Consider the following 26,036-nt stretch of genomic DNA (forward strand, 5'->3'; position numbering starts at 1 on the left):
CCGCGTCCCGCGGCGGCCGACGGTCAGCTGAGCGTCGCGCGCATGACCTCGTCCAGGCCGCCCGGTTCGCCGTCCGGCTCGGTCTTCTCCAGGAGCATGGTCGCGTGCCGGCCGTCGAGCACGAGGGTGGCCAGCTGGCTGTCGAACCACGGCCCGTGGGTGACCTTCCACCGCACGGGCTGCCCCCGCATGCCGAGCAGGCGGGCGACCCGGCTGGAGACGGCGGCGAGCGGGCGGCGCCGGGAGAGCGCGTCGATCCGACGGATACCGGGGCCGAGTGGGTTGCGGAACGGCGAGCACACCGCCTGCCACACCGCCGACTCGCCACCGGCGGCGCTGATGGCGCTGCCGGTGGCGGTGGCGGTCGTGCCGGCACGGCTTGCGGTGAGGTGCGTACCGGCGGCCGGGTCGGCCGGTGCCCGACTCGCCGCGACCGGATCGCGGGCGGGTTCCGCCCTGGCCAGATAGGCGTGGTGGACGTCCCCGGACAGCACGACGACGCTCGCGGGAGCCGGGCCGTGCTCACCGGTCGAGACCTGGCCGAGCAGCTGGGTCATCCGGATGAAGGAGTGGCTGAACGCGGCCCAGTGCTCGAGGTCGAGCGCCTGCCGCAGGCGTTCCGCCCCGGCGGCCGCGACCCGTCCGAAGCGGCCGGAGGCCAGCCGCTCGCTCACCGCCTCGACGTTGTGGATCGTCGGGGTGAGCAGGTACGGCACGGACGTCCCGAGCAGGAGGTGATCGACTTCGCCGGTGTGCCGGGTCTGGTCCCGGATCCAGGACCAGTCGGCGTCGTGCACCATGGCGCGGGTCCCGTCGGGGGCGACGACGCGGGCGAAGCGGGAGTCGATGACGATCAACCGGGTGCGGCCGAGGTCCCACCGGTAGCTCCAGCGCGGCGGCGTCGGGGGGCGCTCGCCGGCCAGGTCACCGGTGTCGTGGCCGGCGCCGGCGTGGTCACCGACCGCGGTGCTGGTGTCGTGGTCCTGGTCGGACGCGAGTGCTCCGAGGTCCGGCATCCGGTCGACCCGCCGGGCGAAGGTGCGCAGCAGGTTCTCGCCGTCCTCGCCGCCGGAGGCAAGCGCCGTGACCGCGGTGAACACCGGGTCGTCGGCGAGCGTCCGCGGATCCAGGTTGCCCAGGTGCTGGTACAGCCAGTACGCCATGATCCCGCTGGTGATCCGGGTGTCCCACCAGGATTGCGACCGGATCTCGGCGCGCCAGGCGGCAGAGATGTTCCAGTCGTCGCGGACGTCGTGGTCGTCGGCGATCATCGCGGTCGGGACGGTCGAGAGCAGCCAACGGATCTCCCGCTGTGACCAGGCCTCCTGGTACAGCCAGGCGTACTCCGTGAAATCCGCGATCTCCTCGCCGGGCGGCACCGTGACGTCACGGTGGGCCCGGACGCGGGCCGCGGTCGCCGGCGACACGTGGTCCGCGTAGACCTGGTCGCCGAGGAGCAGCAGCGCGTCGGGCCAGGTGTCCGGCGGGGTCTCGGCCATGCGCAGGGCGAGGGCGTGCAGCGCGTCGGTGCCCAGGCCACGCGGGTCCTCGCCGGGGGACAGCGTGTACGGCTTCTCCTGCGGCGCGGTCACCCGGCACGAGCCGAACACCAGCCGGACGGGACGGTCGCCACCCACCTGCCGCAGCAGGCTGGGCGGGCTGCCCTCCTCGGGCCAGACGCACACCGCCTGGTCGGGCGATGGCACGCCCGCCGCAGTGAGCCAGACCTCGTACGGGTAGGCCGTGCCCGGCTCGAGGCCGTCGACCACGACCAGCGCGTAGTGGTGCCCGGCGACGGCGAAGGTCGGCGCCGCCGCGCGTGGCCCGAGCCCGGACCGGATCTCGACGGTGCAGGGCTCGTCGGTCTCCACCCACACGGACACGTGGCGGTCGCCGGCATACCGGTGCATGGGTCCGAGGAGGAGGCTGGTCATGAGTCCTACTCTCTCCGTGCCCCGTGGGAGGCGCCCAACGGGGGGTGGCCCGCCGCGGTGGTGGGTGACCGGCCGCGGCGAACTGGATCACCGCTGGCGGAATCCTGGTCGCCGGCCGCGGTAATCCGGATGGCCGTTCGGTTGGACAGCGGCCGGCGGTTACGTGAGGCTTCTATCTGTGTCCATACAGTCACGATCGTGGGTGGTTGCCGGCGCTCGTCCGCATCGGAGCCGGCCGTGATCCGCCCCGGGACGCAGCGCCGGGCGGAGCGGCCGCCGGCCGCTGGGCGGGCCCGTGAGCTGGCCGGACGGGTTCCTGCGGCCAGGGCGCTCGTCGACCGCCTCGACCGTGCGGGAGCCGGTCCGGTGGACGCGCTCGCGCGGGCCGCGCAGGTCGCGGACGCCCGGGTGCTGGCGAGCATCGACCGGGTCGGGCCCATCGCGACAGACGCCGAGGCGGCGGGCGCCACGACCGCCTCCTACCTGACCCTGCTCGACCTCGCCGACCGCGCCGGGATCGCCGACGATCTCGACATCAGTCTGCGGCTCGCCGCGGTCGGCCAGGCCGTCCCCCGCGACGGTGCCAAGATCGCCCACGGGAACGCCGCCGAGATCTGCGCCCGCGCCCGCGAGGTCGGCGCCACCGTCACTCTGGACATCTTCCCCCTGGACGCCGCCGAACCGGCCGCCGTCGACGCGATGCTGGTGACCCTGTCGGAGCTGCGCCGGGACGTCCCGGCGACCGGTGCCGTGCTGCGGACAGGCCTGGCCCGCACCGTGGCGGACTGCCGGGACCTCGCCCGTCCGGGCTGCCGGGTCCGGCTGTGTCCGGGGCCCGCGCGGGCCAGGCAGTCGGCGCCCGGCGCGCGCCGGGCGCGGCTCGACCGGCGCGGTGCGTTCGCCAGTTCCCTGGGTGTCCTCATGGCCGGACCGGGCTATCCCATGGTCGCCACAGACGATCCGGGGCTGATCGCGCTCACCGCCCGGCTGGCCATGCATGTCGGTCGCCGCCGCGACAGCTTCGAGTTCCAGGCCCTGACGGGCACGCTCGGCCGCGAGCACCGGCGGCTGGCCGCCGAGGGCTACCGGACCAGGGTGTACGTCGGGTACGGCCCGCTCCGGCCGGCCCGCGCGCGGTAGGTCCGCGGGCGGGCCGGCCGGAGCGGGCGACGGACACGGAGCCGGCGGGCACGGGACAGAGCGGAGTCGTTCGGCTCGTGCCGTCACCGCCGGACGGGGAGTCACTGCCGGACGGGGAGTCACTGCCGGACCGGGACGGTCTCCCCGTCGGTCCGGGTGCCCGGGTGGAGCAGGGCCTCAGGGATCCGCAGGTCGGCGGGGGCCGAGCCGGAGCCGCGACACGCCCGGCAGCGGCGGCGGTAGGTCGTCCGGCCGCTGCCGTAGAAGGCCCGCCCCTCACCACGGCACTCCGGGCAGGTGCCGTCGCCCATTCCCAGCCGGCGGCCGGGCGCGAGGCGGACGGCGAACCACGCGGCGCCGACGGCGATCAGAACCACCAGGGCATAGCTCCACGCGGCGCCGCCCGCGCCACCGACGAGGGCGAAACCCACCCCCGCCGTGACGACGAGGACCGCCGCAGCGATAACCGTGCGCATGTCGCACCGCCCTTCCAAGGCCGCACAGGGTGAGATGAGCGGACGGCGGCTCGGCTACTGCCGCTCTCGGGTCGAAAGCGGGGCCGGGAGGCAGATTTCGTCCGTGCTCCCTGCATGCCCGACATGCGCCGGGCTACACCAACGGCGGCGAATTGATGCGCCGAGGCGCGACCCGGCCCGGACCCGTCTTCGGTCCGTTTCGGTGACGGTCGGACCACATCCGTGACCGAGTGGCTGCGGCGGCCCGTGCCGGCGGACCACCCGTCTGGGGGATGATGTCTCCCGCGGCCTGTCCACGCGGGCACCCGCGCTCCTCATCCTGGCCCCGGGAGGTTCACCGCGATGTCCTCGCCCGCCTCGATACGGCTCGAGACCCGCCTGCTCGTCCGGGTGGGCGGCAGCGTCCTGCTCGCCCGCCCGCCGGACGACACCTGGCATGTGCTGCCGGGCGGTCCGGTGGAGCCCGAGGAGCACACCGAGCAGGCGCTGGCCCGCCACGTCGCCGGCCTCGGTGACCTGGGGTCCCTCGGCGCCGCCCCCGCCCGCCGGCCGGCCGGGCGCCTTGGCGGCCCGTCCGCGACGCGGCCGCCCGGCTGGCGCTTCGTCGGCGCGGCCGAGCACGCCGAGCACGCCGGGGGAGACCTGGGTAGCGCCGCCGGCCTCGGGCAGGCCCACACCCTGACGATCCTGTTCGCCGCCGAGTGGCCGGCCGGAGTACCGGTCCCGCCCGGTTGGCAGGGGTACGACCTGGCCCCCGTCGAGGCCGGTCTGCTCCTCACCACGCGGATCCGCCCGCTGCCGGTGGGCGCGGCGGTACGTAGGTGGGCCATGGACGAATGGCCCGTATGGCGGGGCATCGCGCCGGGCGCCGGCGAGGTCGGGCGCCTCGGGCGCCGCCTTTCCGTCGCGTCCCTGCGGGCGCAGCTCGCGGCCCGGCGGGAGGAGCTTCGCGGCAATGCCTTCCGCGACGCCGCGGTCGCGATGTGCGCGCTGGTGACGGCCGCGGACGGCCGGGTCGACCCGGCGGAACGCGAAGGGCTGCGCGCGTTCGTGGCCAGCGACCCGGTCATGTCGCACTTCCCGCCGGACGAGCTCGAGGCCCTCTTCGACGCGCACCTGCGGCGCCTCGTCACCGATCCGCAGGCCGGCCGGGCCGCCGCGTTCGCCGAGATCGCGAAGGTCCGCAACCGGCCCACGGAGGCGGCGGCGGTGATCCATCTGGGCGAGGTCATCGGGCGGGTGGACGGTGAGTTCGTCGCCAGCGAACAGGCGGTCGTCCTCGATGCCGTGCAGGTGCTCAGGCTGGACCCCGCCGAGTTCGGGATGCACTCCGCCCGTCGCATCGCCTAGCCCGCCCGCACCCCCCGCATCGACCCCCCGTTTGGAGCACTCATGGCCCCGCCCGCCCCCGTCGAGATCAGCGCCCGGGTGCTCTTCGTCGCCCAGGACCGCGTGCTGCTGGCGAACCGCCGCGGGCAGCCGTGGTTCTACCTGCCGGGCGGCAACGTGAACCCGGGAGAGACGGTCGAGGCGGCCCTGCGCCGGGAGACCCAGGAGCAGGCCGGCCTCGACGTGGCCGACCTGGAGTTCATCGGCTGCGCCGAGAACGTCTACGTCGAGGGCGGCGTCCGCCACCAGGAGATCAACGTCCTGTTCGCCGCCGATCTGCCCTGGGGGTCGCAGATCGGCAGCCATGAGTTCGACGTCGACATCACCTCGGTGTCGATCGGCAACCTGTCCGGCCTCGACCTGCGCCCGGCGAGCCTGCGGGACGTCATCCACGGCTGGCTGGCCGACCGGGAGCCGGGCTGGCACGGAGCGGCGCCGGCCGCGAGGTGACACTCCGCCGTCCGATAATCTCGCCTGGTGGTTAATGGCACCGGCGAACGCGGCGGTTTCCCGGATCAGCCCGGTGATCTCCCCGGTGATCTTCCCAGGCAGGGTAACCCCGCAGCCGGCCGGGCTGGTCCGGGCGGCCCGGCGGGGGAGGCGCCGCCGAGCCGTTGGGCGTCCCTGACCGGTACACGCGGCGGAGGTGCGCCGAGCGTCGCCGTGGGGGACCGCTACGACGAGCGGTTCGCGAGCCTCGCGGCCAGCGGCCTGGACATTCACGGCGAGGCGAGCTTCTGCGCCGCGCTCGTCCCCGCCGGTGCGCGGATCCTCGACGCCGGCTGCGGCACCGGGCGGGTCGCCATCCGGCTCGCCGAGCTGGGCTGTTCGTGCACCGGTGTCGATGTCGACCCGTCGATGCTCGCGCGGGCGAAGGCGGTGTCCGGCGAGGTGACCTGGATTCTCGGCGATCTCGCGAACCTGCCCGCCGCGCTCGCCGACCAGGGCGCCACGGCGCCGGCGGGCCGGGCTGGCCCGTTCGACCTGGTCGTGGCGGCGGGCAACGTGATCCCGCTGCTCGCGGAGGGCACGGAGGCGCACGTGCTGCGGGTCCTCGCGGGTGTCCTGCGCCCGGGTGGCCTTCTTGTCGCCGGGTTCGGCCTTGACGGCGCGCACCTGCCGCTGCCCGAGGCGCCCTTCGGCCTCGCCGAGTACGACCGCTGGTGCGCGGGCGCGGGCCTCACCCTCGAGCGCCGCTTCGCGACCTGGGACGGCGCGCCCGACCGTCCCGAGGACGGCTACGCCGTGAGCGTGCACCGCCGGGACTGACCCGGCCCCGGAGGCGGATCGGCCGGCCCGGCCTTGTCGATCGGTGGTGACGGGGATCGCCGTCCGGCGTTCAATGGTGCCTGTGAATCAACCACTTGGGCAGCATGCGGCGGGAAGTTCCGGCGGTCCGCCGTTCGCGCTCGAGGAGGGCGACCGGATGCTCCGGGTCCGCCTCGACGGCGGCGAGATGTACGCGAAGCAGGGGTCCATGGTGGCCTACCGCGGCAAGGTCGACTTCGCCTACAAGGGGCAGGGCGTCGGCGGCTATCTCCGGCGCGCGGTCACCGGCGAGGGCCAGGACCTGATGCGGGTCAAGGGCCGCGGCACCGTCTGGTTCGCGGAGTCCGGCAGCCACATCTCGATCTTCCACCTGGACAACGACCGGATCACGGTCAACGGCCGCAGCCTGCTCGCCCTGGAGTCCGGCGTCCGTTACAAGATCACTACGACGTCCGGCGGGATCGGTGCGATGATCGCGGGCGGCGTGTTCAACACCGAGGTCTCCGGAACGGGCGGTGTCGGCGTGCTGTGCCTGGGCAGCCCGCTCGTCCTCCCGACGGACGAGCCGGTGTGCGTCGATCGCGACGCGGCAGTCGCCTGGACGGCCGGCGTCCGCACCCGGGTGATCTCCAGCTTCAAGGTGGGCAATCTGATCGGGCGCACCTCCGGCGAGCTCGCCCAGATCGAGTACAGCGGGCGCGGTGGCTTCGTGGTGGTCCAGTGTGGTGAGATCCCGGCTCGTGGCGCGGAACCGAGCAGCTGACCTCGGCCCCGCCGACGCCGAGATCGACGCCGACGCCGACGCCGACGCCGACGCCGAGGCCGAGGCCGAGGCCGAGGCCGAGCTGGAAGTCGAACTGCGACAGGCGCTGCTCGCGGCGGGCCTGCCGCTTGAATCCCTCCCGCTCGAATCCCTGCCCTTCGAGGCCGCGCCGTTCGAGGCCCGACCGACGGCGGCGCCCGCGGCCAGGCCCGCGCTCGACTGGGCCGGGTCCGGGCTCATGTGGCTCACCGGCCGGCCCGCGGCGGTCCCGGTCGTGCCGGACGCCCCGGTGCTGGGGCGGGCCCGGGCGGCCGCTGCGCTGCTCCGCGCCGCGTCCGCGCAGCTGGGCGCGGCGGTCGAGGTTGACGTCCCCGAGCTGCTCGCGGGCCGGGCCGCGCTGCTCGGCCTGCGCCGCGGCGGGACGATCTCCGCCAACGGCGGCTGCCGGCTGCTGCGGGCCGCCGACGGCTGGGTCGCGGTGAACCTCGCCCGGCGGGACGACGTGGAGATGCTCCCGGCGCTGCTCGGCGTGGATCCCGCGGAGGTCACCGCACCCGCGGGTGGCCACCGTGACCCACTTGAGACGACATGGGCGGCGCTGACCGCCCTGCTGCCCGCCCATGACCGCGCCGACCTGGTCGATCGTGCCTGGCTGCTTGGGCTACCCGTGGCGTCGCTCCCATCCGCCGAGCCGGCCGAGCCCCGGCCACCGGTCCGGATCGCCGTCCAGGGCATCGCCGTCCAGAGCGAGGTGCCGGGCCGGCAGGGGGAGGCCGCCGGACCGGCAGCGGTTGGGAACGGGGCCGGCTGTCCCCTTGTCGTCGACCTCTCGTCGCTGTGGGCTGGTCCGCTGGCGGCCCGCCTGCTGGGGCGGATGGGCCTGCGGGTTGTGAAGGTCGAGAGCGTGCACCGCCCGGACGGGGCACGGCTCGGTGACCCGGACTTCTACCGGTGGCTGCACGCGGGCCAGGACGAGGAGCGGTTCGACTTCACCGACCCGCGAGGGCGGGCGGCGCTGCACCAGCTCGTCGAGCGGGCCGACGTCGTGATCGAGGGCTCCCGGCCACGCGCGCTCGCGCAGCTCGGTCTGGACGCCGACCGGTGGGTGCGGGCCCGTTCCGGTCGGGTCTGGCTGAGCATCACCGGGTACGGGCGGGCGGCCGGCGCCGGCGGGCACGGGCCCGGCCCGGTCGCCTTCGGTGACGACGCCGCGGTCGCCGGCGGACTCGTCGGCTGGGACCGGACGGCTCCCGGCGGCTCCGTCCCGGTGTTCTGCGGTGACGCGATCGCCGACCCGCTGACCGGCCTCTTCGGCGCGTTGGCGGTCGCGCTGTGCCGGGCGGCCGGGCGGGGGGCCCTGCTGGACGTCGCCATGCGCGACGTCGCGGCCTTCGTCGCCGCCCCGCGGGTCCGCGGCCGAGGGCTGAGCGATCCGGGGCGTCGGTGGGGGGAAGGGCCCTGGTCGGTCACCGGCTCCGACGAGCTCGGCTGGACGGTGCGCCAGTCCGGCGCCCAGGGCCGGGTGCTCGCGCCGCGCCGCCCCCGCCTGCCCGGCTGAGCGGACGAGGTCAGCCCTCAGCGGACCCGGAATCCGCGGGCTCGTCGTCGCCTGCCGCGTGGACCTCCCGGAGCCCGGAGACGATCTCGGTCGGCGGATCCGTCCCGTCGTCGTCGGGGCCGGGGCCGGGGCCGGCATTGGCGTCGGCGTGGGCATCGGCCGTGGCATGAGCGACGCGGGCGTGGGGACCCGCGTCCACGACCGCCTCGTCGCCGGCCTCGGTGACGGCGTCGTTCCCGTCCGTTCCGACCAGTCCGCCCACTTCGGCCCGCAGTTTCACCGGACCGGCGTCGAGCTGACCTGGCCGGTGCCGGGGGAGCGCCCTGCTCCGCGCGGCGGCGCGGTAGGCCGTATACCGGAAGGGCGTGCGCTGGAACGGGCGCGGCCGGGCGGCCGCCCGGGGCCCGCCCGCCCGCCACGGGAGCCCGAGGACGACGCCGTGGCCCCCCGCCCCGTGCCGGGGGCCCGCTCCCCGGGCCCGCGAGATCCAGACCAGGGCCCCGATCCCGGCCAGCCACAGGCTCCACAGCAGGCGGGCGAGAACGGGCAGGTGGGGCGTGGGGAGCAGGCCCGCCGCCGAGACGGCGGCCGCGAACAGCAGCGCGGCGCAGGCGAGGCCGCTCCCGATGAGGACGGGCCGCGCCCAGCGCAGGACCTCCAACCGCAGCCAGTCCGCCGCCGCGGCGACAACGCGGCGACCGCGTTCGACCAGCCCGCGCCCGACGAGCCGGCCTCCGAGCGGGCTGCGTCCGGGGCGGTCAGGACGGTCAGGACGGGCGGGCGCGAGCGGCCACCAGTCATCGAAGACGGACGCGACGAAACGGGACGCGACCAGGACGGTCCAGGCGGCCAGCAGCAGCGGGCCGATCGTCTCGCCGCACAGGACACCAAGAGTGACGCGCAACGCGTCGAAGGCGGTCACACCGGGGGAGATCGGCCCGGGTCCTGGCGGATTGCGGGTGAGTAGCGGCACCCCGATGAGCCAGAAGGACCACTCGAAGATCATGGCGGTCGCGGCGGCGAGCCCCGTGAGGAGCAGCACCCAGGCGGCCCGGTTCGGGTTCGCGGCCGGCCGGCCCGGGCCGGCCCCGAGGCGGACGATTCGCGTCGTCAGCGGCACGAGCAGCACCGCGGATGCCGCCGTGAGCAGGGTGAACAGTGTGAGGGTCCAGGTCCGCGAGCCCAGCGCGGCCAGCGTCGCCGCGGCCGGGTCGTTCAGCATGCCGGGATAGCCGAAGGTGCGGACCAGCCCGGTCATGCCGAGGGCGTTGGTCAGCGCGCAGCCCACGAACAGCGCCGCGTCCGCGTCCACGGCACGTCGCATTGATGGCACTCCATGCTGTCTTGACGATGTCCCGGTGGGGACCGATCCAGCCTCAGCGTCGCACGACGGCTACGCCTCGTCGTCGGGGCTGGTCCGGGTGGCTGGTGGTTCGTGGCGCACCCGCGGACGGGAGCACGCGGGTGGACGCCCCGCGCCCCGCCCCGCTGTCGATCGGCCTATCGTTGGCCGCGCCGACGGTCGTGCCCGGCGGTCGCACGATGGCCGGACACGGGCGTGACGCCACGGCGTCCGGCCGGTGCTCCGAGCTGATCCAGACTCCGTGACCTGATCCAGACTCCGTGACAAGAGAGGCCGTTCGTGACCGCTGCCGCCGCTGTTCGCGCGTTCAACATCCTGCTGGTGGAGGACGACCCCGGCGACACGCTGATGGTTGAGGAGGCGCTGACCGACCGCGGTGTCAACCACGAGCTCCACGTGGCCGTCGACGGCGTGGAGGCGATGGCCTACCTGCGGGACCCCGCGAACCCTCGGCCCGACCTCATCCTGCTGGACCTCAACATGCCGCGGATGGACGGCCGGGAGGTTCTCAGCGCTTTGAAGGCGGACCCGCGGCTGCTGTCCATCCCGGTGGTTGTGCTGACAACCTCGGAGGCGCCGGACGACGTGCTGTACAGCTACACGCTGCACGCGAACGCCTACGTCTCGAAACCCGTGGACTTCGAGGCCTTCACCGAGGTGATTCATCGGATCGACGACTTCTATCTCGGTCTGGTGCGGCTGCCTCGCCGGTGACGCGTCAGCGAAGCCTTCCCTAACTGAGGACAGGCTAGCCTAAATAGGCGTCGATGTGAGGTTCGCGGCGCTCTTACCGGTATGCGCGCCGGGCTCCACTGTGATTTCCTGTTTCCTGGGCGAATTTGCGGCGCGCCGGCCCAATCCGGTGGCGGCGGCCTCCGGTGGCGGTGGCCAGGGTGTCCGGCGACGGTCCGGGTACCTTGCGTCGCGACGCCGCCCAGGACGGACCGGCGCGGACGTGCCGGAACGGTGCCGGAGGTCCCGGTGACCGTGGCCGTTCGTCCGGAAGGGCTGCACCCCCGCGGCCTGTGGGCGCGTCGAAGACGACTGAGGAGAGATGTAGACGGTGCGTGGCGACAAGGACATCATCGACCTGTTGAACAAGGTGCTGACGAACGAGCTGACGGCCATCAACCAGTACTTCCTGCATTCGCGGATGCAGCGTAACTGGGGATATCGCCGACTGTCGGACTACTTCTACCACGAGTCCATTGACGAGATGCGACACGCCGATGCGCTGATTGAGCGCATTCTCTATCTGGACGGCCTACCCAACCTGCAGCGGCTGCACACCCTGCGGATCGGCGAGACCGTGCAGGAGCAGCTGGAGACCGATGTGGCGCAGGAGGACGAGGCGGTCAGCCTTCTGCGCGACGGAATCGCGCTGTGCCGGTCGAAGAAGGACGTGGGCTCGGCGGTGCTGCTGGAGAAGATCCTCGTCTCCGAGGAGGAGCACATCGACTGGCTGGACGCCCAGCTCACGCTGATCGCCCAGCTCGGCGCGACGAACTACCTCACGCAGCAGATCCACGAGAGCTAGTCGGGGATCGGCGACGGCTTGCTGGCGCCGGTCGCGCCGATCCCGGGGCGCCGCGCCCCGGGATCGGCGGAGGGCCCGCCGTGGGCGGTGCGGTTCGGTGGTGTCGCCTGGCGGTGTCGCTCGGCGGACACCCCGGCCTCCGCCGCTACCCCGGCGCGGGAGATAGTCTGCCGGGGTTCCTGGCCCCGCCGTGACTCATGTGGGCCCGGGGCCGCGGCGCCGGTGACGCCGGCGGCACGAGCCTCGCGTATCCCCCGCCGCGGGCCGTGACGGCGCAACGGAGCGCCAGAGAAGGAGACCACGGCGCCATGACGCCCTCGACAACGATCAGCCCCCCGCTCGCGGACTACGACGCCGTCCCGGGTGACGACCTCCTCGCCGAGCCGGTCCGGGTGGCCGTCGCGATACTCATGGGGCGGGGCGAGAGCCGCGAGCCCTACGAGTGGCTCGCCCGGCGGCTGGCGCTCGACGGTTACGCCGCCGCGGTCGTTCCCGCCAGCGGGAACGTGGCGCACGCCGTCGGCGAGGTGCGCCGCCCCGGACTCCCCTTCGTCCTCCTCGGCTCGGACTCGGGCGCGCTGGCCGCACTGGCGATGGCCGGCTCACCCGCCGTGCGCCCCGACGGGCTCGTCCTGCTCGGGCTGCCGCTGCTGCACGTGCCGGTCGCCGGCATACCTGTCGGCGACCCGCCACCGCGGGTGCTGCCCGATCTCCCCATCCTGCTCATCCACGGCCGGGACGACCCGATCAGCCCGTTGCAGCTGGTGCGGATGACCACCCGGACGGCCGCCCGGACCGAGCTGACCGTGGTCCCCGGTGGGCACGCCGTGCTGGCGGGGCCGGGCCGGCGCAGTGTCCCGGCCCGGGTGCTGCTCTTCCTCGAGGACCTGATCGCCGGCTGAGGCTCGCGCCCGCTGCCCGCTGCCCGGCGGGCGCCAGGTGGCTGTGTCGACCGTTCGGGCTGTGTCGATTGTTCAGGCTCGACTGACGTCAGCGGTCGCTGTACTGTTCAGTCTATGGTGAAGCTTGTGGTGCACGGTGAGGTCCTGGCCAGGTTCGGGCACGCTCTGTCCGATCCCACCAGGGCACGCCTGCTACTCGTGCTGCGCAGGGGCCCGTCCTACCCGACGGAGCTCGCCGAGGTCCTCTCGGTGAGCCGGACGAATCTCTCCAACCACCTCGCCTGTCTGCGGGGCTGTGGGCTGGTGGTGGCCGTCTCCGAGGGCCGGCGCCTGCGCTACGAGCTCGCCGACGACGCCCTCGCGCACGCGTTGGACGACCTGCTCAGCGTGGTGCTCGCGGTCGACCCCGACCACGCCCACGGGGAGCCCGGCGGCGATCTCGTCGCGCCCGCGGGGGAGCAGCCGGCCCGGTTCGTGCCCACTGGTGGGAGCGTCGCCGCGCGCGACCTCACCGACCTGGTGGACCGGTGAACACCCCCGAAGGCCGCCACGGCGACCACGGGCACGACAACGGTCAGGGTCTCGTCCCGCCGCAGACCCGGCCCGCCCACGGCCACGACTCCGGCCACACCCACGCCCACGGCGGGCCCGGCGCGCCGGGCGGGCACGAGCACGCGGCGGGTCGGTCCGCTCCGCGCGGCTTCGACTCCCAGCGCCGCAGGCTGGCGTTCGCGACGGGCCTGAACGTCGCGATCGTCGTCGGCCAGGCCGCGGCCGGGCTGCTCGTCGGGTCGGTCGCCCTGCTCGCCGACGCCGCGCACAACCTCGTGGACGCGGCGGGCGTCGCGTTCGCGCTGATGGCGATCCGGCTCGCGAGGCAGGCGCCGTCCGCCACCCGGACCTTCGGCGGGCTGCGCTGGCCGGTGCTCGCCGCCCAGGCGAACGCGGCGAGCGTGCTGGTCGTGACCACCCTGGTCTGCGTCGAGGCCGCCGGGCGGCTCGCCCACCCCGAGCCGGTCGACGGCCTGGTCGTCCTGATCGTGGCGATCGCCGCGGCCGTCGGCAACGGGGTCAGCGCGCTCTTCGTCCACGAACGGCACGGTGATCTCAACACCAGGGCGGCGGTCACCCACCTGGCCGGCGACGCGCTGGTGTCGGTCGCGGTGGCCGGCGCCGGGCTCGTCATCTGGCTCACCGGCGGCTGGTACTGGCTCGACCCGGCGCTCTCCCTGGTCGTGGCGGCACTGATCGGGATCCAGGGCGTGCGCCTGCTGGCCGAGTCGTCCCGGGTGCTGCTCGAGGCGACCCCCGCCGGGCTGGACCTGGCGGCAGTGCAGGCGGACGTCCTTGCCGTGGAGGGCGTGACCGGGGTGCACGACGTGCACGTGTGGGGCCTGTCCGACCGGGTCGCCGCGGCGAGCGCCCATGTCGAGGTGGCCGGCCATCCGACACTCGAGGAGGCGCGGGCGGTCTCCGACCGGGTCAAGGCGGTGCTGGCGGAGAAGCACGGCGTCGTGCACGCCACCGTCGAGACGGAGTGCGAGCCGTGCTCGCCCGCCGGCGGCGACCCGTGCGACGTGCGCAGGGTGACCGTGCACCAGCTGGCCCCGGCGCACCGCCACTGATTCCCGGCGCCCCGCCTCCCTGGCGCACCGTCGCCATTGTGGACTGATCGTGTGCACCCAGTCGCGGTGGGTATGTCATGTCGAGTCGGATCGCGGCTTCCCCGGAAGCCGCGGGACGGCTCCCAGCAGGCATGACGACGAAGGGGAAACAGCCATGACGACCGCTCGGGACATCATGCACGGCGACGCGAAGTGCGTCGGCGCGGACGAGTCACTGGCCAGCGCGGCCCGCATGATGCGCGACCTCGGCGTCGGCGCGCTGCCGATCTGCGGCGCCGACGACCGCCTCGGTGGCATCATCACCGACCGCGACATCGTGATCAACTGTGTGGCGGAGGGCCGGGACCCGGCGTCGACCCGGGCCGGTGACCTCGGGAAGGGCAAGCCGCTGTTCGTCCGGGCGGACGCCGACCTCGACACCGTCCTGAACGAGATGATGGAGCACCGGGTGATGCGGATGCCGGTCATCGACAACAAGCGGCTCGTCGGGATGATCAGCGAGGCGGACCTGGCCAGGAACCTCTCCGGTGAGAAGCTCGGTGCTCTCGTCGAGGCGATCAAGAGCGGCCCGGCGGACCGGGTCACCTGATCCCGACCGGTCCCGTCCGGCGTCAGCCCGTGGCAGGCGTCGCCCGGCGCCTGCCACGGCGGCGCCGGGCCGGCCCGGCCGGCCGGGCCGTCCACCGCGCACGGCGGCCCGGCAGGCACGTCAGGCGCAGCACATCGCCCTCCACCACGCACGGGCCCTGCGCGAAGCTCGCCCGGAACAGCGCCAGCGCGGCGGTGTTCTCGGCGAGCACGTTGGCGTGCAGCTCGCGGACACCGGCCGCACACGCGCGACGTTCGAGCTCGGCGAGCAGCCGACGGGCCACCCCGTTGCGGTGGGCGTCGTCGACGACCGCGACCGACACCTCGGCCTCGGCCGGTCCGGTGCGGATCAGCCGCGCGATTCCCAGCGGACGGCGTTCCACCGCGACGAGCGCGATGCGGTCACGGCCGTCGACGTCCACGAGGGCGCGGCGGTGCGCTGCCGGAAGGGCGCCCAGCGGCGCGTGGAAACGCAGGTAACGGCTTCTCGGTGAGAGCCCGGCGAACACCTCGTCGACGATGGCCTGCTCGCCGGGGCGCAGCAGGCGGATTCGCGGCCCCGGCGGCGGGCAGGCTCGCACGCGGCTCCGGCGTACGAGCCGGCGCCGTTCCGGTTTCCGCCGTTCTCGTTTCCGCCGTTCCGGATGCCAGCGTTCTGATTGCGTGGTGGGTCCGGTCACCCATCCAGTTCACCTGCGGAAAACGGGCGCTCCAGGGTGTTTGTCACCCATCCGACCGCTCGCCCGCCGTCGCCTGGCCGACCCGTCGCCGGTGCGCACCGTCTCCCGCCCCGGCCGCCGATCCGTCGGGGTGCGCTCCGACGGCGTCGCGGATCTCACGGCCCATTCCGCCCGCCTGGCGTGCGCAGTGCGCACAGCAGAAGAAACGCCCGGAGACCTCCACGCCGTGCCCGATCACCCGGCAGTCGCAGTGCTCACAGCGCGGGGCGAGCTTCTGCACCGCGCACTCGAACGAGTCGAAGGTGTACGTCTCACCGCTGACGACCCGGATCTCGAAGGACATCCAGTAATCGTTTCCGCAGGTGTCGCACGCACGCATGACAGCCTCCTTGCGTCAGGACGTCCCGACGCTACTTTCGGTGCGCTCCTGATCGCACGTTCTCGCCCCCGGCGGTCCCTGGGCGAACCGGCGCGATCGCGGCACTCCGCCGCGGCCGGGTCGGCGGTTCGCCGGTGATGCGAGCGGCGAGCGCGTGGCGTCGGGCCGCGACGCCATCCGCTTCGGCGGGAAACGGCGAAATGATGGCCGGCGAGCCGGTATTCATCGGTCGGCCTCGTACTGAACCCTGGGCACCGTTTATGCGCCCGGCGGGCTGTTTCCGCCGTGGTGGCCCCGGACTGGCCGCATACATTCGGATTCCGGCGTGGGTTTGACGCTGCCCGAAGTCGCTGCGGTAGCGTTCGCCCCGCACCTCGGTGCGCGCCAGTAAATGACCACTGAGAAAGGGATCAGAAAATGAGCCAGCAGGAGCAGCAGCAGCAGCGCCAGCAGGTGGAGCAGCAGCTCCGTCAGAACTGGCGGCAGCTCCGCTACCGCCTCCTTGACCAGTTCGGTCAGGTCAGCGCGGCGGACCTCGACTCCGCGACCGACATCAATGACCTCGTCGCCCGGATCGCGGACAAGACGCACCACAGCGAGCGTTACGTCGAGAACCGCCTGCGTGAGCTGGCCGGTGTCGGCGGCGGCCAGGGTCAGGCCGGCGAGCGCTTCGGTGGCGGCCAGCAGGGCAACCAGGGCCAGCAGGGCCAGCAGGGTTTCGGCGCCTAGTAACACCCTCCTGCTGACCGGCCAGGCCGGAATGTCGGCGCACCACAGTTGAACAGTGCGTCCAGCGGTGCGCCGCCAAGCCCTCCGACGCTACTCGGCGCGCGTTCTCAGCACGTCGCGCCGAGTAGCGATCGGAGCTCCAGCAGGTCATCCATCAACCTGATCGTCTCCATGGTGCGTGGGAGCCTGCGCAGCTCCTCCAGCATCGCGTCTGTTTCCTCAACGGTGGGGATATCGTCGATCGACGCTGCTATCTTAACGATATCGACCACGGGAGCACCACCTGTCTGCATACTGCAGAATTGCACACGGCGATTCAACAGAAATTAAATCCAGGCTTCCTTCGTGTTAACTTCGGGCCTGGCCCGGATGCGATAAGTGACGATCTGTCCCCGGTGCGGCGATCTCCGCCCCAGGTGGGCGTGATCGGCGCTGTCGCGTCATCCCGTCCCCCTTTATTGCGTCGTCGGCCCGCCGGCAGTGCGGGACGCCTGCCGCCGGAGCCGCCGGAGCGGTGCAGCGGGCCGCCGGGGAACTGGCTGTGACGCCTGGTGGTCCGCGTGCCTGTCCCATCTTCTTTCCCTTCCGGGCCGCTCTTGACGCCTGGTAGCGGACACCGGCGCGGCTGGCGCGCCGGCCGGCGGGTCCTGGTCGCACCCGGGCCCGTCGGGGTCGTGACGGTCCGGCGCCGGCGCGCCTTACTGTGCATGTCGTGAAGTACGAGATCGCACCCGAGCGAACCGCCGGACGCCCGGCGGCCCGGCGGCACAGCCGCGCCCCGGAGGCCCTTCGACGGCTCGTGGGGGAGCGGAGCGGGTAGGCGGCGACGATGACCGAGCCACTCGGCCTGCGGGACCGCAAGAAGCAGCGCACCCGCGACGCGCTGTCCGCCGCCGCCGTCTCGCTGTTCCTGGAACGGGGCTTCGAGCGCGTCTCCGTCGCCGAGGTGGCCGCGGCCGCCGAGGTGTCGAAACCGACGCTGTTCAGCTACTTCCCGGCCAAGGAGGACCTCGTCCTCCACCGCGTGCTCGACCACCGTGGTGAAGCGGCCCGGGTGGTGCGGGCGCGGTCGGCCGACCAGTCGCCGCTCGCCGCTCTCGAGGCTCATTTCCTCGCGGGCCTGCGACAGCACGAACCGGTCACCGGGCTGTGCGACGCGCCCGAGGTGCTCGCTTACCATCGCCTGGTCTTCTCGACCCCGAGCCTGCTGGGCCGGATGGCCCAGTACACCGCCGCCGACGAGGACGCCCTGGCGGACGCGTTCGCCGAGGCGGCCGGCTCGCCCGCCGCCCAGGTGGACGCGCGGCTCGCCGCGGCGGCGGTCCTCACCGTCCAACGGGTGCTGGCCCGGGAGAACTGGCGCCGCCTCGACGCCGGCGCGGCCGCGGTGGACGTCCTGCCCGACGCCGAGGCGGCGGCCCGCCGGGCGTTCGGCGCGCTCGCCGGACTCGCGAACCTTCCAGGACTCGCGAACCTCCCGGGACTCGTGGATCTCCCGGACCGGGCGGATCGTGCGGACCGGGCGGACTTCCCCGATCGGACGGATCTTCAGGGTCGGACGGTGCCCGGGGCCGGGTGAGCGGTTTCGATCTGCTTTACTCGGTCAAGTTATTGACTTCGTAAAGTGGAGGGGTCGGTATGGGCGACGGCGCGGCCGAGGGGCGCGATGAGGATCCCCGGTCCGTGGATGTCCGGCCGGCGGATCTCCGGCCGGCGGACGCCCGGTCGGTGGATCCGTGGTCGGCGGAGCTCGCCGCCGAGCGCCGTCACCTGGACCGCGCCCGCGCGGCGCTGGTCCGGATGCGGCACGAGGCCGAGGCGACGGAGATCGCCGAAGGCGACCCCGTCGCTGACAAGGTGACGAACGCGTCCCTGAAAGCGGCGCGGCGGCGGCGCCTCGAGGCGCTGAGCGACCCCGCGAGCGGGGCGCCGTTGTTCTTCGGACGGATCGACTACGCCGCGGGCGCCGCCGCCGCGCCGGGTCGGCGCGTCCACCTGGGACGGCGCCATGTGCGGGAGGCCGCCGGCGATGATCCGCTGGTCGTCGACTGGCGCACCGACATCGCCCGTCCGTACTACCGCGCCCATCGGGGCGACGTGATGGGGCTCGTGGCGCGGCGCCGGTTCGGGTTCGACGGCCCCGAGCTCACCGCGTTCGAGGAGGAGCCACTCGTCGAACCGTCGCCCGGCCCGGCGGGCGCGCCACGGGTCGGCGGGCCGGCCGGAGGCGACCTGCTCGCCCGCGAGATCGCGCGGCCCCGCTCGGGGCCCATGCGTGACATCGTCGCGACGATCCAGCCGGAGCAGGACGAGATCGTCCGGGCCGATCTCGAGGTGAGCGTCTGTGTCCAGGGCGCGCCGGGCACCGGCAAGACGGCGGTCGGCCTGCACCGGGCCGCCTACCTGCTGTTCGCCTACCGGGAGCGGCTCAGCCGCGCCGGGGTGCTCGTCGTCGGGCCGAACCGGGCCTTCCTGCGTTACATCGGCGCGGTCCTGCCCGCGCTCGGCGAGTTCACCGTCACCCACCGTAGTCTCGCTGCCCTCGTGGACGTCGCGACGGCGCGCGGAACCGACCCGGAGCCGGTGGCCGAGATCAAGGGCGATGCCCGGATGGCCGTGGTGATCCGCCGGGCGCTCGGCGCCACCCGGCCCGGCGCCTCCCCGCCGGCTGCCCTGATCACGAGCTCGCTCGGTCGGTGGACGGTGAGCGGCGACGAGATCGCCGGCCTGGCCGCCGGCATCCAGGCTGGCGGCCACCGCCATCGCGTGGCCCGGGACCTGCTCGCCCGGCGGATCGCCGCCGCGGTGGTCCGCCGCGCCGAGGAGCGGGGGCACCTGCCGGCCGACTCCGCGGTGGAGCGCCTCGCCCGCACCCGGTCCGTCCGGGCGGCGGTCGACGCCGTCTGGCCGCGCACCGACGCGGCCGGGCTGATCCACCGGCTGTTCACCGACCCCGCCCTGCTCGCCCACGCCGCCGACGGCGTGCTCTCCGCGCCCGAGCAGCGCCTGCTGCTGGCCGACCGGCCGACGTCGCGGCGGGCCGTCCGCTGGTCGCCCGCCGACCTGTTCTGCCTGGACGAGGCACTGGACCTGATCGACGGCGTGCCGGCGTTCGGGCACGTCATCGTCGACGAGGCCCAGGACCTCTCGGCCATGCAGTGCCGGGCCGTCGGACGCCGCTGCGCCACCGGCTCGCTCACCGTCCTCGGGGATCTGGCCCAGGGCACCACCGCCTGGGCCGCGCGCTCCTGGGAGCAGGCGCTTGCCCACTTCGGTAAGCCCGCCGCGCGGCTGGAGGTGCTGACCCGGGGCCACCGGGTACCGGCCGAGATCCTCTCGTTCGCCGACCGTCTGCTCCCGAGCATCGCGCCGGATCTGCCTCCCGTGTCGTCGACCCGCGCCGTCCCGGGTGCGCTGCGGGTGATCGCCGCCCCGCTGGACGACCTGGCCGGCGAGGCTGCGCGCCAGGTCGGTGCCGGGCTGGGCCGCGGCGGTTCGGTGGCGGTGATCGCCCCTGACGAGGCCGTCGGCGGCCTGACGGCGTCGCTGCGCGCGGCGGGCCTGCCCGCCACCGCCCTCACCGACGACGCCGCCCTTACGGAGGACGCCGCTCTTACGGAGGACGCCGCCCTCACCGTGGACGCCGAGCCCGCGGGCGAGGCTGTGCTCACCGGCGACGCCGAGCCCACCGAGGGCGCTTCGCTCACCGACAAGCCCGTGCCGGAAGGGCGGGCGTCCCGGCCGGTGACTGTCGTGCCCGCGTCGCTCGCGAAGGGACTCGAGTTCGACCATGTGGTCCTCGTCGACCCGGCGTCCGTCGCCGGCTCCGGGCCGGGCTCCGTCCAGGGGCTGCGCCGGCTCTACGTGGTGCTGACCCGGGCGGTGACCTCCCTGGCAGTGATCCACACGGGTGAGCTCCCGAGCGCTCTCGCGGATCAGGGCGGCCCGTTCCCGCGGGTACCCCGGCCCGGGGGAGCGGGCCGCCCTGATCCCGCGCTGGTCAGGGGACTGGAGGTGGCTCCGGGGTCTGCGTGACCTGCGAGTCGCCGTTCGACCGGGGCTGGCTCACGGTGATCGTGACGGTCGCCCCCCGGGTGACGAGGCCCGCCCGCGGCAGCTGGGCGATGACGACCCCGGCCGGCTGGGAGCCTGCGCCGCGCTCCTCGACGACGTCGAAGCCATAGTCCCGCAGCGTCGCGGTGGCCGTGGCGGCGCTCTGGTCGACCACGTCGGGAACCGCGACCTGCCGGCTCACGATGGTGATCGTCACCGTCGTGTCGTGGGCGACCTGGGTCCCGCCCGCCGGGACGGTCCGCTCCACCAGCCCCGGCCCGACCGTGGACGGCCCGCTGTTCTCCTGGATGACCATCACCAGGCCGGCGCTGTACAGCCCGGAGCGGGCGTCCACCTCCGACCGCCCGACGAGGTCGGGGACGGTGGTGTGCCCCGGCCCGTCGGACACGTCGAGCTCGATCGCCGCGTCCCGGCTCACCTCGCTGCCCGCGGCGGGGTGCATCCCGATGACGGAGCCCGCGGGCCGGTCGTCGAGCCGCGTGGTGCGGATGATGTTCGTCAGCCCGGCGGTGCGGAGCGCCTCCTCCGCCTCGGCGACCGGCCGACCGACGACGTCCGGGATCTCGACGGGCTCGCCGGGCGGCATGACCTCCCCGGCGGTCCCGCCCGGCCCGGGCCCGGTGGCCGTCGCGGTGCCCGGGCTTGCCTCCCCGCCTCCTGGCGACTGGCCGTCCGACGGACCGGTGGGGTCGCCTGGAGCGGGGGTGGCGCTTACCCGGGCATCGGTGTTGTCACGGCCGTCCGGCGGCTGTGCCTGAAGCAGTAGCCAGGCGCCGACCAGGACGACGACGACCCCGGCCAGCGCTGCGACGAGCATGCGTCCGGACGGCCGGTGCTCCGGTCGCGTCCGCCGGGCCGCGCTGGGTGAGCTGGGTGGGCTGGGTGAGCTGGACGGGCCGGCTGGGCTGGTGGGCGGGATCGGGTCGCTCGCGGGCGCCCGACCCTGGGCGGCGTACCGCCGGCCGCCGCGGGGAGCGCGAGTGCGGATGTCGCCGAAGCCGGGACCTCGCCGCCGAGGGTGACCAGCTGCTGCAGTAGGTCCTGCGCGGTGGGGCGGTCCGTGGGCTGGCGGCTCATCGCCCGCCGGACGACGGTGCCCAGCGCCGGGTCGAGCCCGTCGAGGTTCGGGTCGCCGTGGACGATCCGGAAGATCTGCGCCTCGGGCGGGCCGTCCCCGAACGGCAACCGGCCGGTTCCGGCGAAGGCGACCAGGCCGGCCCAGGCCCACACGTCGGCCGCGCCGGACACCGGCTGGGCCAGGGCCTGCTCGGGAGCCATGAACGCCGGCGTTCCGACGATCGAGTCCCGGGTGACGTGCGTGATGTCCGCCGCGTGGGCTATCCCGAAGTCGATGACGCGCGGCCCCAGGGACGACAGCAGGACGTTCGCCGGCTTGAGATCACGGTGGACCAGGCCGGCGCCGTGGATGGCGGTCAGCGCCGCGGCCACGCTGACGGCCACCCGCTCAAGGTCGGCGGCGCCGAGCGGGCCACCGGCCGCGACCGCGGCGGCGAGCGTGGGCCCGTCCACGAACTCGGTGACGATGAAGGGCGGCCCGTCGGGCGGGTCGACCGCGTCCAGCAGCTCGGCGGTGCAGAACCGGGCCACCCGGCGGGCGAGCTCGGCCTCCCGGCGGAAGCGGGCGCGGAAGGTGGGCATGCCGGCCACCTCCGCCCGGATCATCTTGATCGCGACCGGCCGCCCGTCGGGGGCGGCGCCGAGGAAGACGGTGCCCATCCCGCCTTCGCCGAGCCGCCCGAGAACGCGGTAGTGCCCCAGCTCGGAGGGATCGTCAGGCCGCAGCGGGTCGGCGGCGGGCTGGCCGCCGGGCGCGGTGACTGGCTCCTCGGCGCTGCGGCACGCGTCCATGGGCCCTCCGGCGGTTGGCCGGCACGCCGGGCCGCGCGCCGTTCCGTCAGTCATGATGCGGAGTAATCACGCCTGGTTGCGTGTCAGGGCCCGCACTGTCGGCAACCGGACAGTCCGGGCGCGGTGGCGGTCCGATGGTGGTGGCGATGGACCGATCGGGCGGGACGTCCGAAGCGAGGTGCGGACGTCCGCGGGCACCTGCTCGGGAATGTTTCGAAAACCGCTCCAGGGCCGGTCCGGCACTTCCCGCCCGCCCCCGTGGCCGGTGCCTCCGCCCTCTACCTGGGGCGGCCGCGCGGCGATGGCACCTCGCCCGCCTGGCACTGGCGGGAGGCACTTACGCGCAGCTGACGGAGTGCCGCCCACCGGCCCCGTGTGTCAGCGGCCGGGCCGCCGTCAGCTCTTGAGCCGGGCCGCGAACACGGCGGCCTGCGTGCGGCTGGTCAGACCGAGCTTGCCGAGGATCGCCGACACGTAGTTCTTCACCGTCTTCTCCGACAGGTGGACGCAGCCCGCGATCTGGCGGTTCGTCATGCCCTCGGCGATCAGCCGGAGGATCTGGCGCTCGCGGCTGCCGAGCGCGGCGAGCTGCTCGTCCTCGGCGGGCTCGTCGCGCAGCCGGGCCAGCACCTTCTGGGTGACGGCGGGATCGAGCAGCGAGCGCCCGGCGGCGATCGTGCGGATCGCCCCGACCAGGTCGTTGCCCCGGATCTGCTTCAGCAGATACCCCGAGGCCCCCGCCATGATCGCGGCGAAGAGCGCGTCGTCGTCGTCGTAGGAGGTCAGGATGAGGCAGCCCACGGCGGGCTGCGCCGAGCGGATCTCCCGGCACACCTCGATCCCGCTTCCGTCCGGCAGCCGGGCGTCGAGCACCGCGACGTCCGGACGGGCGGCCGGGATGCGCCGCAGCGCGGACGCCGCGGTCGACGCCTCGCCGACGACCTCGATGTCCCCGGAGTCCTCCAGCATCTCCCGGATGCCCCGGCGGACGATCTCATGATCGTCCAGCAGGAAGACGCGAACACCAGTCATGATCGTCAAGGTACCCGCGGGGAGACGCGCCGCGGCCTCCCGGACGGGAGGTCGGCCGGTACGGACTCCGGGTGCAGGACTTTTGTCCCTGATGCCCGGCGCGGAAGGCCCGATGACGGCGACCGGTCGGCCATCCTCAGCGGGCGGTGGCCGAGCGGAGCCGCTCGATCAGGTCGGGGAGATCGCCCAGGGAGCGCAGGGTGTCGTTGAGGTGCGTGCACGTGGTCGTCCCGGTGAAGGCGCGCGAGACGGTGCGGCGCAGGTCCGCGGCGCCGAGCCCCACGATGCGCTCGGCGCTGGCCAGTGCCTGGGGGCACTCGGGGCCCGGCAGGACCCCGGCCCGCCCCATCGAGCGCACGACGCGGGCCGACTGGTCGACCGTGGCGTCGATCCCGTACTCGTGCACGACGACCTCGGCGCCGGACGCCTCCCGGTAGGTGTCGCGGAAGAAGGCGTCGGCCCGGAAGGCGGCGGCCCCGTCCGCGGCCCCGGTACGGGCGGGTCCGGCGCCGGCGGGCTCGCCGCCGATCGGGACGAGGTCGATGCGGCGCAGGCGGCGCATGGCATGGGTGCCCATCGGCGGCAGCGGATGCCACCCGAGCGGGTCCTCGTCGACCGCGAGGTCGCCGGCCACGACCATGGTCGTCCGCACCGGGGCCTCGGGGTCGGCGCTGCGCTCGGCGGAGACGCGGGCGAGCAGCCCCTCCCGCTGCCAGCCGGCGCAGACGTCGAGCATCGGGTTGCCGCCGGCCTCCGCGCCGGCGTGCCGCGAGGGGTCGTCGCGGAAGATGCCGTTGCGCCCGAGCGCGGAGCCCGACACCAGGGTCGCCACGGGCACGTCGTCGAGGAGCTGCTCGAGCAGCGAGCGCCGGGTGGTGGACGCCCCACCAGCTCCGTCGCCGTTGCTGTCGGCCACGCCGCTGTCGGTGTCGGCCGCGTCGCCTTCTGCGCCGGCGGCGTCGGCGGCCGCGAGGATCTGCCGGGCGGCGCCGCGGAAGCCGGCCCGCGCCGAGGCGCCGACCAGGCTCGCGAGGCCGGGAACGGCGGGCTCGGACTCGATCTCGAGGACGGGGCCGGGCGCGGCCATGTAGTCGAGGACGACACGCAGCCGGGCCTCGCCGAGGACCTCCACCTCGCCCGTGGCGGTGGTCAGCAGGTCACGGCCGACACCGGTGAGGTGCAGCGGGCCGGTGAGGCCGTCCGGGCGCTCCATCATGATCGAGGTCGTCCGCCGGACGGAGCCGGGGCGGCGCGGCGGTGTGCCCTGCGCCGAGCCGGTGGTCCCCGGCCACTGGCCGACGGCCGTGTCGGCGCCGGGGAGCGGCTGGCCGGTGCGGGGGCCGCCGGTGCCGGAGCGGCGGGCATCCTCGCCGGACCGGGGCCGGCCGGTGTGCGGACTGCGGGGACCGGTCCGGCCGGGGGCCTGGCGGGGCACCTGGGTCGGGGATGCCTGGACGGCGACGGGGGCCGTCTGACCGTGCGCCATGCGCGTACTCCGATCACTGCTGTCGTGCGCGCACCCGCTCCTCGGTGCGCGCGCCCGCGGCTCCCACTCGCCGTGGCTCCCGCTGGCCGTGGCCAATGGCCGCAGCACGGTAGCCGGGGTTCCCGCGGGTTACTTGGCTTCCCACGATATGGCGGGCCGCCGGCAAATCACCTCCCTCGTGGGTGATGGCCTTTTCACATAGCTCGTCCGAATGTGTGACCTGCGCCGCTTGGATGCCGGCCGGTCGTGCCGTGGCCGGACTGTCGCCCGGGGATTCCCGGATGGGCTGTGTTCGAGATAACAGCGAACCAGTGTTCGTCGTTGCCGTTTTCTGTTTCTTATTGATCCCGGTTGTATTCGGAAAACCGGGCGGAGGGCCGCCGTGGCGGCGGTCACGGTCGACCGCGGACGCGTGAAGCCCGCCGGGCGCGCGGAAGCGCGCACCCGGCGGGCGCTGCCGGATGACCCGGCGGAACCCGGATCAGGAGGCGGCTTGCGGGATCTCGAAGACGTCGGTGGGGGCGGTGGCCGTGACCGGCTGCCCGTACTCGGTGAACGTGGCGTCGAGCGTGCCGCTGTCCACGCCGGTGCCGGTCTGGCGCAGGGGCAGGGGCTCGCCGACGTTCGCGACGTACAGGGTGTGGGACTTCGTCGTCACCTTCACCGCGGGCTGGCCCTGTTCGGTCACCTGCTCGATGGTCGGGGTCTCGCCGGCCTTGAGATCGTCGGCCATGTCCTCGATGTCGTCCGCCGCGCCGTCGAGGCTCAGGTTGTCGTCGTTGGGAAGCGGCCCGGTCTTGACCCACTGCTCGGGACGGGCGCCCGGGTACGCCGCCACCAGCCCCTCGCCGCGCACGTAGGCCACGCCGCCGACCCGCAGCACCTCGAGGTGCATGCCGTTGGTGTCCATGGACCCGGTGACGGCGCCGTGGGAGTCCAGTCGCAGGTCGACCGACGCCGGCTTGCCCTCGTCGACCCCGTCGCCGGCGAAGTGCACGCTGTCGGCGCCGCGCAGCGCGTTGGCGGCCGCCGAGATGATCTCCGCGGCGGGCTTGGTCTCGATGCCGTTGAGTGGACCGCTCGCCCCTGAGCCCGCCTGGGAACCGGTGGCCGCGGCCTCGCCGGCGTCGTCCGAGCCACCCCCGCAGGCGCCCAGGGTCAGAGCGAGTCCCATCGCCGTCACGACCGCCGCCAGGCGGGGTAGTTGGGTCCATCGGGTCCGGGCGTGTCTCATTGTCGTCCC

General features: G+C 74.2%; 25 protein-coding genes and 1 pseudogene. 15 read left to right on the forward strand and 11 right to left on the reverse strand.

Annotation, left to right across the window (positions count from 1 at the left end; all coding sequences use genetic code 11):
- Positions 1-23 precede the first annotated feature (23 nt).
- Positions 24-1,934 (reverse strand): alkaline phosphatase D family protein, encoded by a 1,911-nt coding sequence (locus tag E0504_RS35540; RefSeq protein ID WP_131626690.1) that lies wholly within the window; start codon positions 1,932-1,934, stop codon positions 24-26.
- A 237-nt stretch (positions 1,935-2,171) separates the two neighbouring features.
- Here E0504_RS35540 and E0504_RS35545 point away from each other — a divergent pair, with 237 nt between their 5' ends.
- Positions 2,172-3,074 (forward strand): proline dehydrogenase, encoded by a 903-nt coding sequence (locus E0504_RS35545; protein WP_243657767.1) that lies wholly within the window; start codon positions 2,172-2,174, stop codon positions 3,072-3,074.
- Positions 3,075-3,193: 119 nt separating this feature from the next.
- Here E0504_RS35545 and E0504_RS35550 read toward each other — a convergent pair whose 3' ends face one another.
- On the reverse strand, positions 3,194-3,550 hold the full coding sequence (locus E0504_RS35550) for a hypothetical protein (protein WP_112106603.1): 357 nt from the start codon (positions 3,548-3,550) through the stop codon (positions 3,194-3,196).
- Between the two features lie 342 nt (positions 3,551-3,892).
- Here E0504_RS35550 and E0504_RS35555 point away from each other — a divergent pair, with 342 nt between their 5' ends.
- The 5 genes from E0504_RS35555 to E0504_RS35575 all read left to right on the forward strand — a co-directional run bounded on the left by E0504_RS35555 (position 3,893) and on the right by E0504_RS35575 (position 8,529).
- Positions 3,893-4,900 carry a TerB family tellurite resistance protein gene (locus E0504_RS35555; protein WP_131626692.1) on the forward strand — a complete coding sequence of 336 codons (1,008 nt, stop codon included), beginning with the start codon at positions 3,893-3,895 and terminating at the stop codon, positions 4,898-4,900.
- Positions 4,901-4,942: 42 nt separating this feature from the next.
- Positions 4,943-5,389, forward strand: a complete 447-nt coding sequence (locus tag E0504_RS35560; protein ID WP_131626693.1) for an NUDIX domain-containing protein — start codon at positions 4,943-4,945, stop codon at positions 5,387-5,389.
- A 213-nt stretch (positions 5,390-5,602) separates the two neighbouring features.
- Positions 5,603-6,208 (forward strand): bifunctional 2-polyprenyl-6-hydroxyphenol methylase/3-demethylubiquinol 3-O-methyltransferase UbiG, encoded by a 606-nt coding sequence (locus E0504_RS35565; RefSeq protein ID WP_083391393.1) that lies wholly within the window; start codon positions 5,603-5,605, stop codon positions 6,206-6,208.
- Positions 6,209-6,281: 73 nt separating this feature from the next.
- Positions 6,282-6,971, forward strand: a complete 690-nt coding sequence (locus E0504_RS35570) for an AIM24 family protein (protein WP_071066924.1) — start codon at positions 6,282-6,284, stop codon at positions 6,969-6,971.
- Entirely contained in the window at positions 6,949-8,529 is a 1,581-nt protein-coding gene (locus E0504_RS35575; protein ID WP_243657768.1) for a CoA transferase, read from the forward strand. The genes E0504_RS35570 and E0504_RS35575 overlap by 23 nt, the downstream gene beginning before the upstream one ends.
- Positions 8,530-8,539: 10 nt before the next feature.
- Here the strand turns inward: E0504_RS35575 and E0504_RS35580 are convergent, their stop codons facing one another.
- Positions 8,540-9,853 (reverse strand): hypothetical protein, encoded by a 1,314-nt coding sequence (locus E0504_RS35580; protein ID WP_131626694.1) that lies wholly within the window; start codon positions 9,851-9,853, stop codon positions 8,540-8,542.
- A gap of 318 nt (positions 9,854-10,171) precedes the next feature.
- On the opposite strand from E0504_RS35580, the gene E0504_RS35585 reads away from it, so the two are divergent.
- The 6 genes from E0504_RS35585 to E0504_RS35610 all read left to right on the forward strand — a co-directional run bounded on the left by E0504_RS35585 (position 10,172) and on the right by E0504_RS35610 (position 14,545).
- Positions 10,172-10,606, forward strand: coding sequence for a response regulator (locus E0504_RS35585; RefSeq protein WP_112106332.1), 435 nt, complete (start codon positions 10,172-10,174; stop codon positions 10,604-10,606).
- A 349-nt stretch (positions 10,607-10,955) separates the two neighbouring features.
- The gene (gene bfr, locus E0504_RS35590) at positions 10,956-11,429 is read left to right on the forward strand and encodes a bacterioferritin (RefSeq protein ID WP_112106331.1); all 474 of its coding nucleotides are present in this window, start codon (positions 10,956-10,958) and stop codon (positions 11,427-11,429) included.
- A gap of 308 nt (positions 11,430-11,737) precedes the next feature.
- A complete protein-coding gene (locus E0504_RS35595) occupies positions 11,738-12,331 on the forward strand; it encodes an alpha/beta hydrolase (protein WP_131626695.1) in 594 nt (197 codons plus the stop codon).
- A 114-nt stretch (positions 12,332-12,445) separates the two neighbouring features.
- Positions 12,446-12,862, forward strand: coding sequence for a helix-turn-helix transcriptional regulator (locus E0504_RS35600; RefSeq protein ID WP_071066894.1), 417 nt, complete (start codon positions 12,446-12,448; stop codon positions 12,860-12,862).
- Positions 12,859-13,956 (forward strand): cation diffusion facilitator family transporter, encoded by a 1,098-nt coding sequence (locus E0504_RS35605; protein WP_112106329.1) that lies wholly within the window; start codon positions 12,859-12,861, stop codon positions 13,954-13,956. The genes E0504_RS35600 and E0504_RS35605 overlap by 4 nt, the downstream gene beginning before the upstream one ends.
- A 154-nt stretch (positions 13,957-14,110) precedes the next feature.
- The gene (locus tag E0504_RS35610) at positions 14,111-14,545 is read left to right on the forward strand and encodes a CBS domain-containing protein (protein ID WP_020460036.1); all 435 of its coding nucleotides are present in this window, start codon (positions 14,111-14,113) and stop codon (positions 14,543-14,545) included.
- A gap of 22 nt (positions 14,546-14,567) precedes the next feature.
- Here the strand turns inward: E0504_RS35610 and E0504_RS52540 are convergent, their stop codons facing one another.
- Positions 14,568-15,125, reverse strand: a complete 558-nt coding sequence (locus E0504_RS52540) for a GNAT family N-acetyltransferase (protein WP_235013982.1) — start codon at positions 15,123-15,125, stop codon at positions 14,568-14,570.
- Between the two features lie 226 nt (positions 15,126-15,351).
- Positions 15,352-15,603, reverse strand: a pseudogene (locus E0504_RS35620) (Prokaryotic metallothionein); the annotation flags it as partial.
- Between the two features lie 417 nt (positions 15,604-16,020).
- On the opposite strand from E0504_RS35620, the gene E0504_RS35625 reads away from it, so the two are divergent.
- Positions 16,021-16,332, forward strand: a complete 312-nt coding sequence (locus tag E0504_RS35625) for a hypothetical protein (RefSeq protein ID WP_071066897.1) — start codon at positions 16,021-16,023, stop codon at positions 16,330-16,332.
- A gap of 107 nt (positions 16,333-16,439) precedes the next feature.
- Here E0504_RS35625 and E0504_RS50705 read toward each other — a convergent pair whose 3' ends face one another.
- Positions 16,440-16,604, reverse strand: coding sequence for a hypothetical protein (locus tag E0504_RS50705; protein ID WP_020460040.1), 165 nt, complete (start codon positions 16,602-16,604; stop codon positions 16,440-16,442).
- A gap of 557 nt (positions 16,605-17,161) precedes the next feature.
- Here E0504_RS50705 and E0504_RS35630 point away from each other — a divergent pair.
- Positions 17,162-17,911 carry a TetR/AcrR family transcriptional regulator gene (locus E0504_RS35630; protein WP_131626696.1) on the forward strand — a complete coding sequence of 250 codons (750 nt, stop codon included), beginning with the start codon at positions 17,162-17,164 and terminating at the stop codon, positions 17,909-17,911.
- A gap of 59 nt (positions 17,912-17,970) precedes the next feature.
- Positions 17,971-20,367 (forward strand): AAA family ATPase, encoded by a 2,397-nt coding sequence (locus tag E0504_RS35635; protein WP_131626697.1) that lies wholly within the window; start codon positions 17,971-17,973, stop codon positions 20,365-20,367.
- Here the strand turns inward: E0504_RS35635 and E0504_RS35640 are convergent.
- The 5 genes from E0504_RS35640 to E0504_RS35660 all read right to left on the reverse strand — a co-directional run bounded on the left by E0504_RS35640 (position 20,333) and on the right by E0504_RS35660 (position 26,027).
- Complete coding sequence (locus E0504_RS35640) at positions 20,333-21,223, reverse strand: PASTA domain-containing protein (protein ID WP_131626698.1); 891 nt, start codon at positions 21,221-21,223, stop codon at positions 20,333-20,335. The genes E0504_RS35635 and E0504_RS35640 overlap by 35 nt on opposite strands.
- Entirely contained in the window at positions 21,118-22,275 is a 1,158-nt protein-coding gene (locus E0504_RS35645) for a serine/threonine-protein kinase (RefSeq protein ID WP_131626699.1), read from the reverse strand. Before E0504_RS35645 ends, E0504_RS35640 begins: the two co-directional genes overlap by 106 nt.
- A 396-nt stretch (positions 22,276-22,671) precedes the next feature.
- Positions 22,672-23,307: a response regulator transcription factor gene (locus tag E0504_RS35650; protein WP_020460044.1), complete on the reverse strand. Its 636-nt coding sequence runs from the start codon at positions 23,305-23,307 to the stop codon at positions 22,672-22,674.
- Between the two features lie 136 nt (positions 23,308-23,443).
- Positions 23,444-24,793 (reverse strand): DUF2889 domain-containing protein, encoded by a 1,350-nt coding sequence (locus E0504_RS35655; RefSeq protein ID WP_112106326.1) that lies wholly within the window; start codon positions 24,791-24,793, stop codon positions 23,444-23,446.
- A gap of 481 nt (positions 24,794-25,274) precedes the next feature.
- On the reverse strand, positions 25,275-26,027 hold the full coding sequence (locus E0504_RS35660) for a hypothetical protein (protein ID WP_243657770.1): 753 nt from the start codon (positions 26,025-26,027) through the stop codon (positions 25,275-25,277).
- Positions 26,028-26,036 lie beyond the last annotated feature (9 nt).

It is taken from the genome of Parafrankia sp. BMG5.11 (assembly GCF_004337455.1).

Coding starts and splice junctions, on each gene's coding strand:
- E0504_RS35595 (WP_131626695.1), top strand. CDS start 11,738: ATGACGCCCTCGACAACGATCAGCCCCCCGCTCGCGGACTACGACGCC.
- E0504_RS35580 (WP_131626694.1), bottom strand. CDS start 9,853: ATGCGACGTGCCGTGGACGCGGACGCGGCGCTGTTCGTGGGCTGCGCG.
- E0504_RS35640 (WP_131626698.1), bottom strand. CDS start 21,223: ATGCTCGTCGCAGCGCTGGCCGGGGTCGTCGTCGTCCTGGTCGGCGCC.
- E0504_RS35610 (WP_020460036.1), top strand. CDS start 14,111: ATGACGACCGCTCGGGACATCATGCACGGCGACGCGAAGTGCGTCGGC.
- E0504_RS35600 (WP_071066894.1), top strand. CDS start 12,446: ATGGTGAAGCTTGTGGTGCACGGTGAGGTCCTGGCCAGGTTCGGGCAC.
- E0504_RS35645 (WP_131626699.1), bottom strand. CDS start 22,275: ATGGACGCGTGCCGCAGCGCCGAGGAGCCAGTCACCGCGCCCGGCGGC.
- E0504_RS35660 (WP_243657770.1), bottom strand. CDS start 26,027: ATGAGACACGCCCGGACCCGATGGACCCAACTACCCCGCCTGGCGGCG.
- E0504_RS35635 (WP_131626697.1), top strand. CDS start 17,971: ATGGGCGACGGCGCGGCCGAGGGGCGCGATGAGGATCCCCGGTCCGTG.
- E0504_RS35630 (WP_131626696.1), top strand. CDS start 17,162: ATGACCGAGCCACTCGGCCTGCGGGACCGCAAGAAGCAGCGCACCCGC.
- E0504_RS35625 (WP_071066897.1), top strand. CDS start 16,021: ATGAGCCAGCAGGAGCAGCAGCAGCAGCGCCAGCAGGTGGAGCAGCAG.
- E0504_RS35655 (WP_112106326.1), bottom strand. CDS start 24,793: ATGGCGCACGGTCAGACGGCCCCCGTCGCCGTCCAGGCATCCCCGACC.
- E0504_RS35560 (WP_131626693.1), top strand. CDS start 4,943: ATGGCCCCGCCCGCCCCCGTCGAGATCAGCGCCCGGGTGCTCTTCGTC.
- E0504_RS35555 (WP_131626692.1), top strand. CDS start 3,893: ATGTCCTCGCCCGCCTCGATACGGCTCGAGACCCGCCTGCTCGTCCGG.
- E0504_RS35550 (WP_112106603.1), bottom strand. CDS start 3,550: ATGCGCACGGTTATCGCTGCGGCGGTCCTCGTCGTCACGGCGGGGGTG.
- E0504_RS35650 (WP_020460044.1), bottom strand. CDS start 23,307: ATGACTGGTGTTCGCGTCTTCCTGCTGGACGATCATGAGATCGTCCGC.
- E0504_RS35540 (WP_131626690.1), bottom strand. CDS start 1,934: ATGACCAGCCTCCTCCTCGGACCCATGCACCGGTATGCCGGCGACCGC.
- E0504_RS35570 (WP_071066924.1), top strand. CDS start 6,282: ATGGTGCCTGTGAATCAACCACTTGGGCAGCATGCGGCGGGAAGTTCC.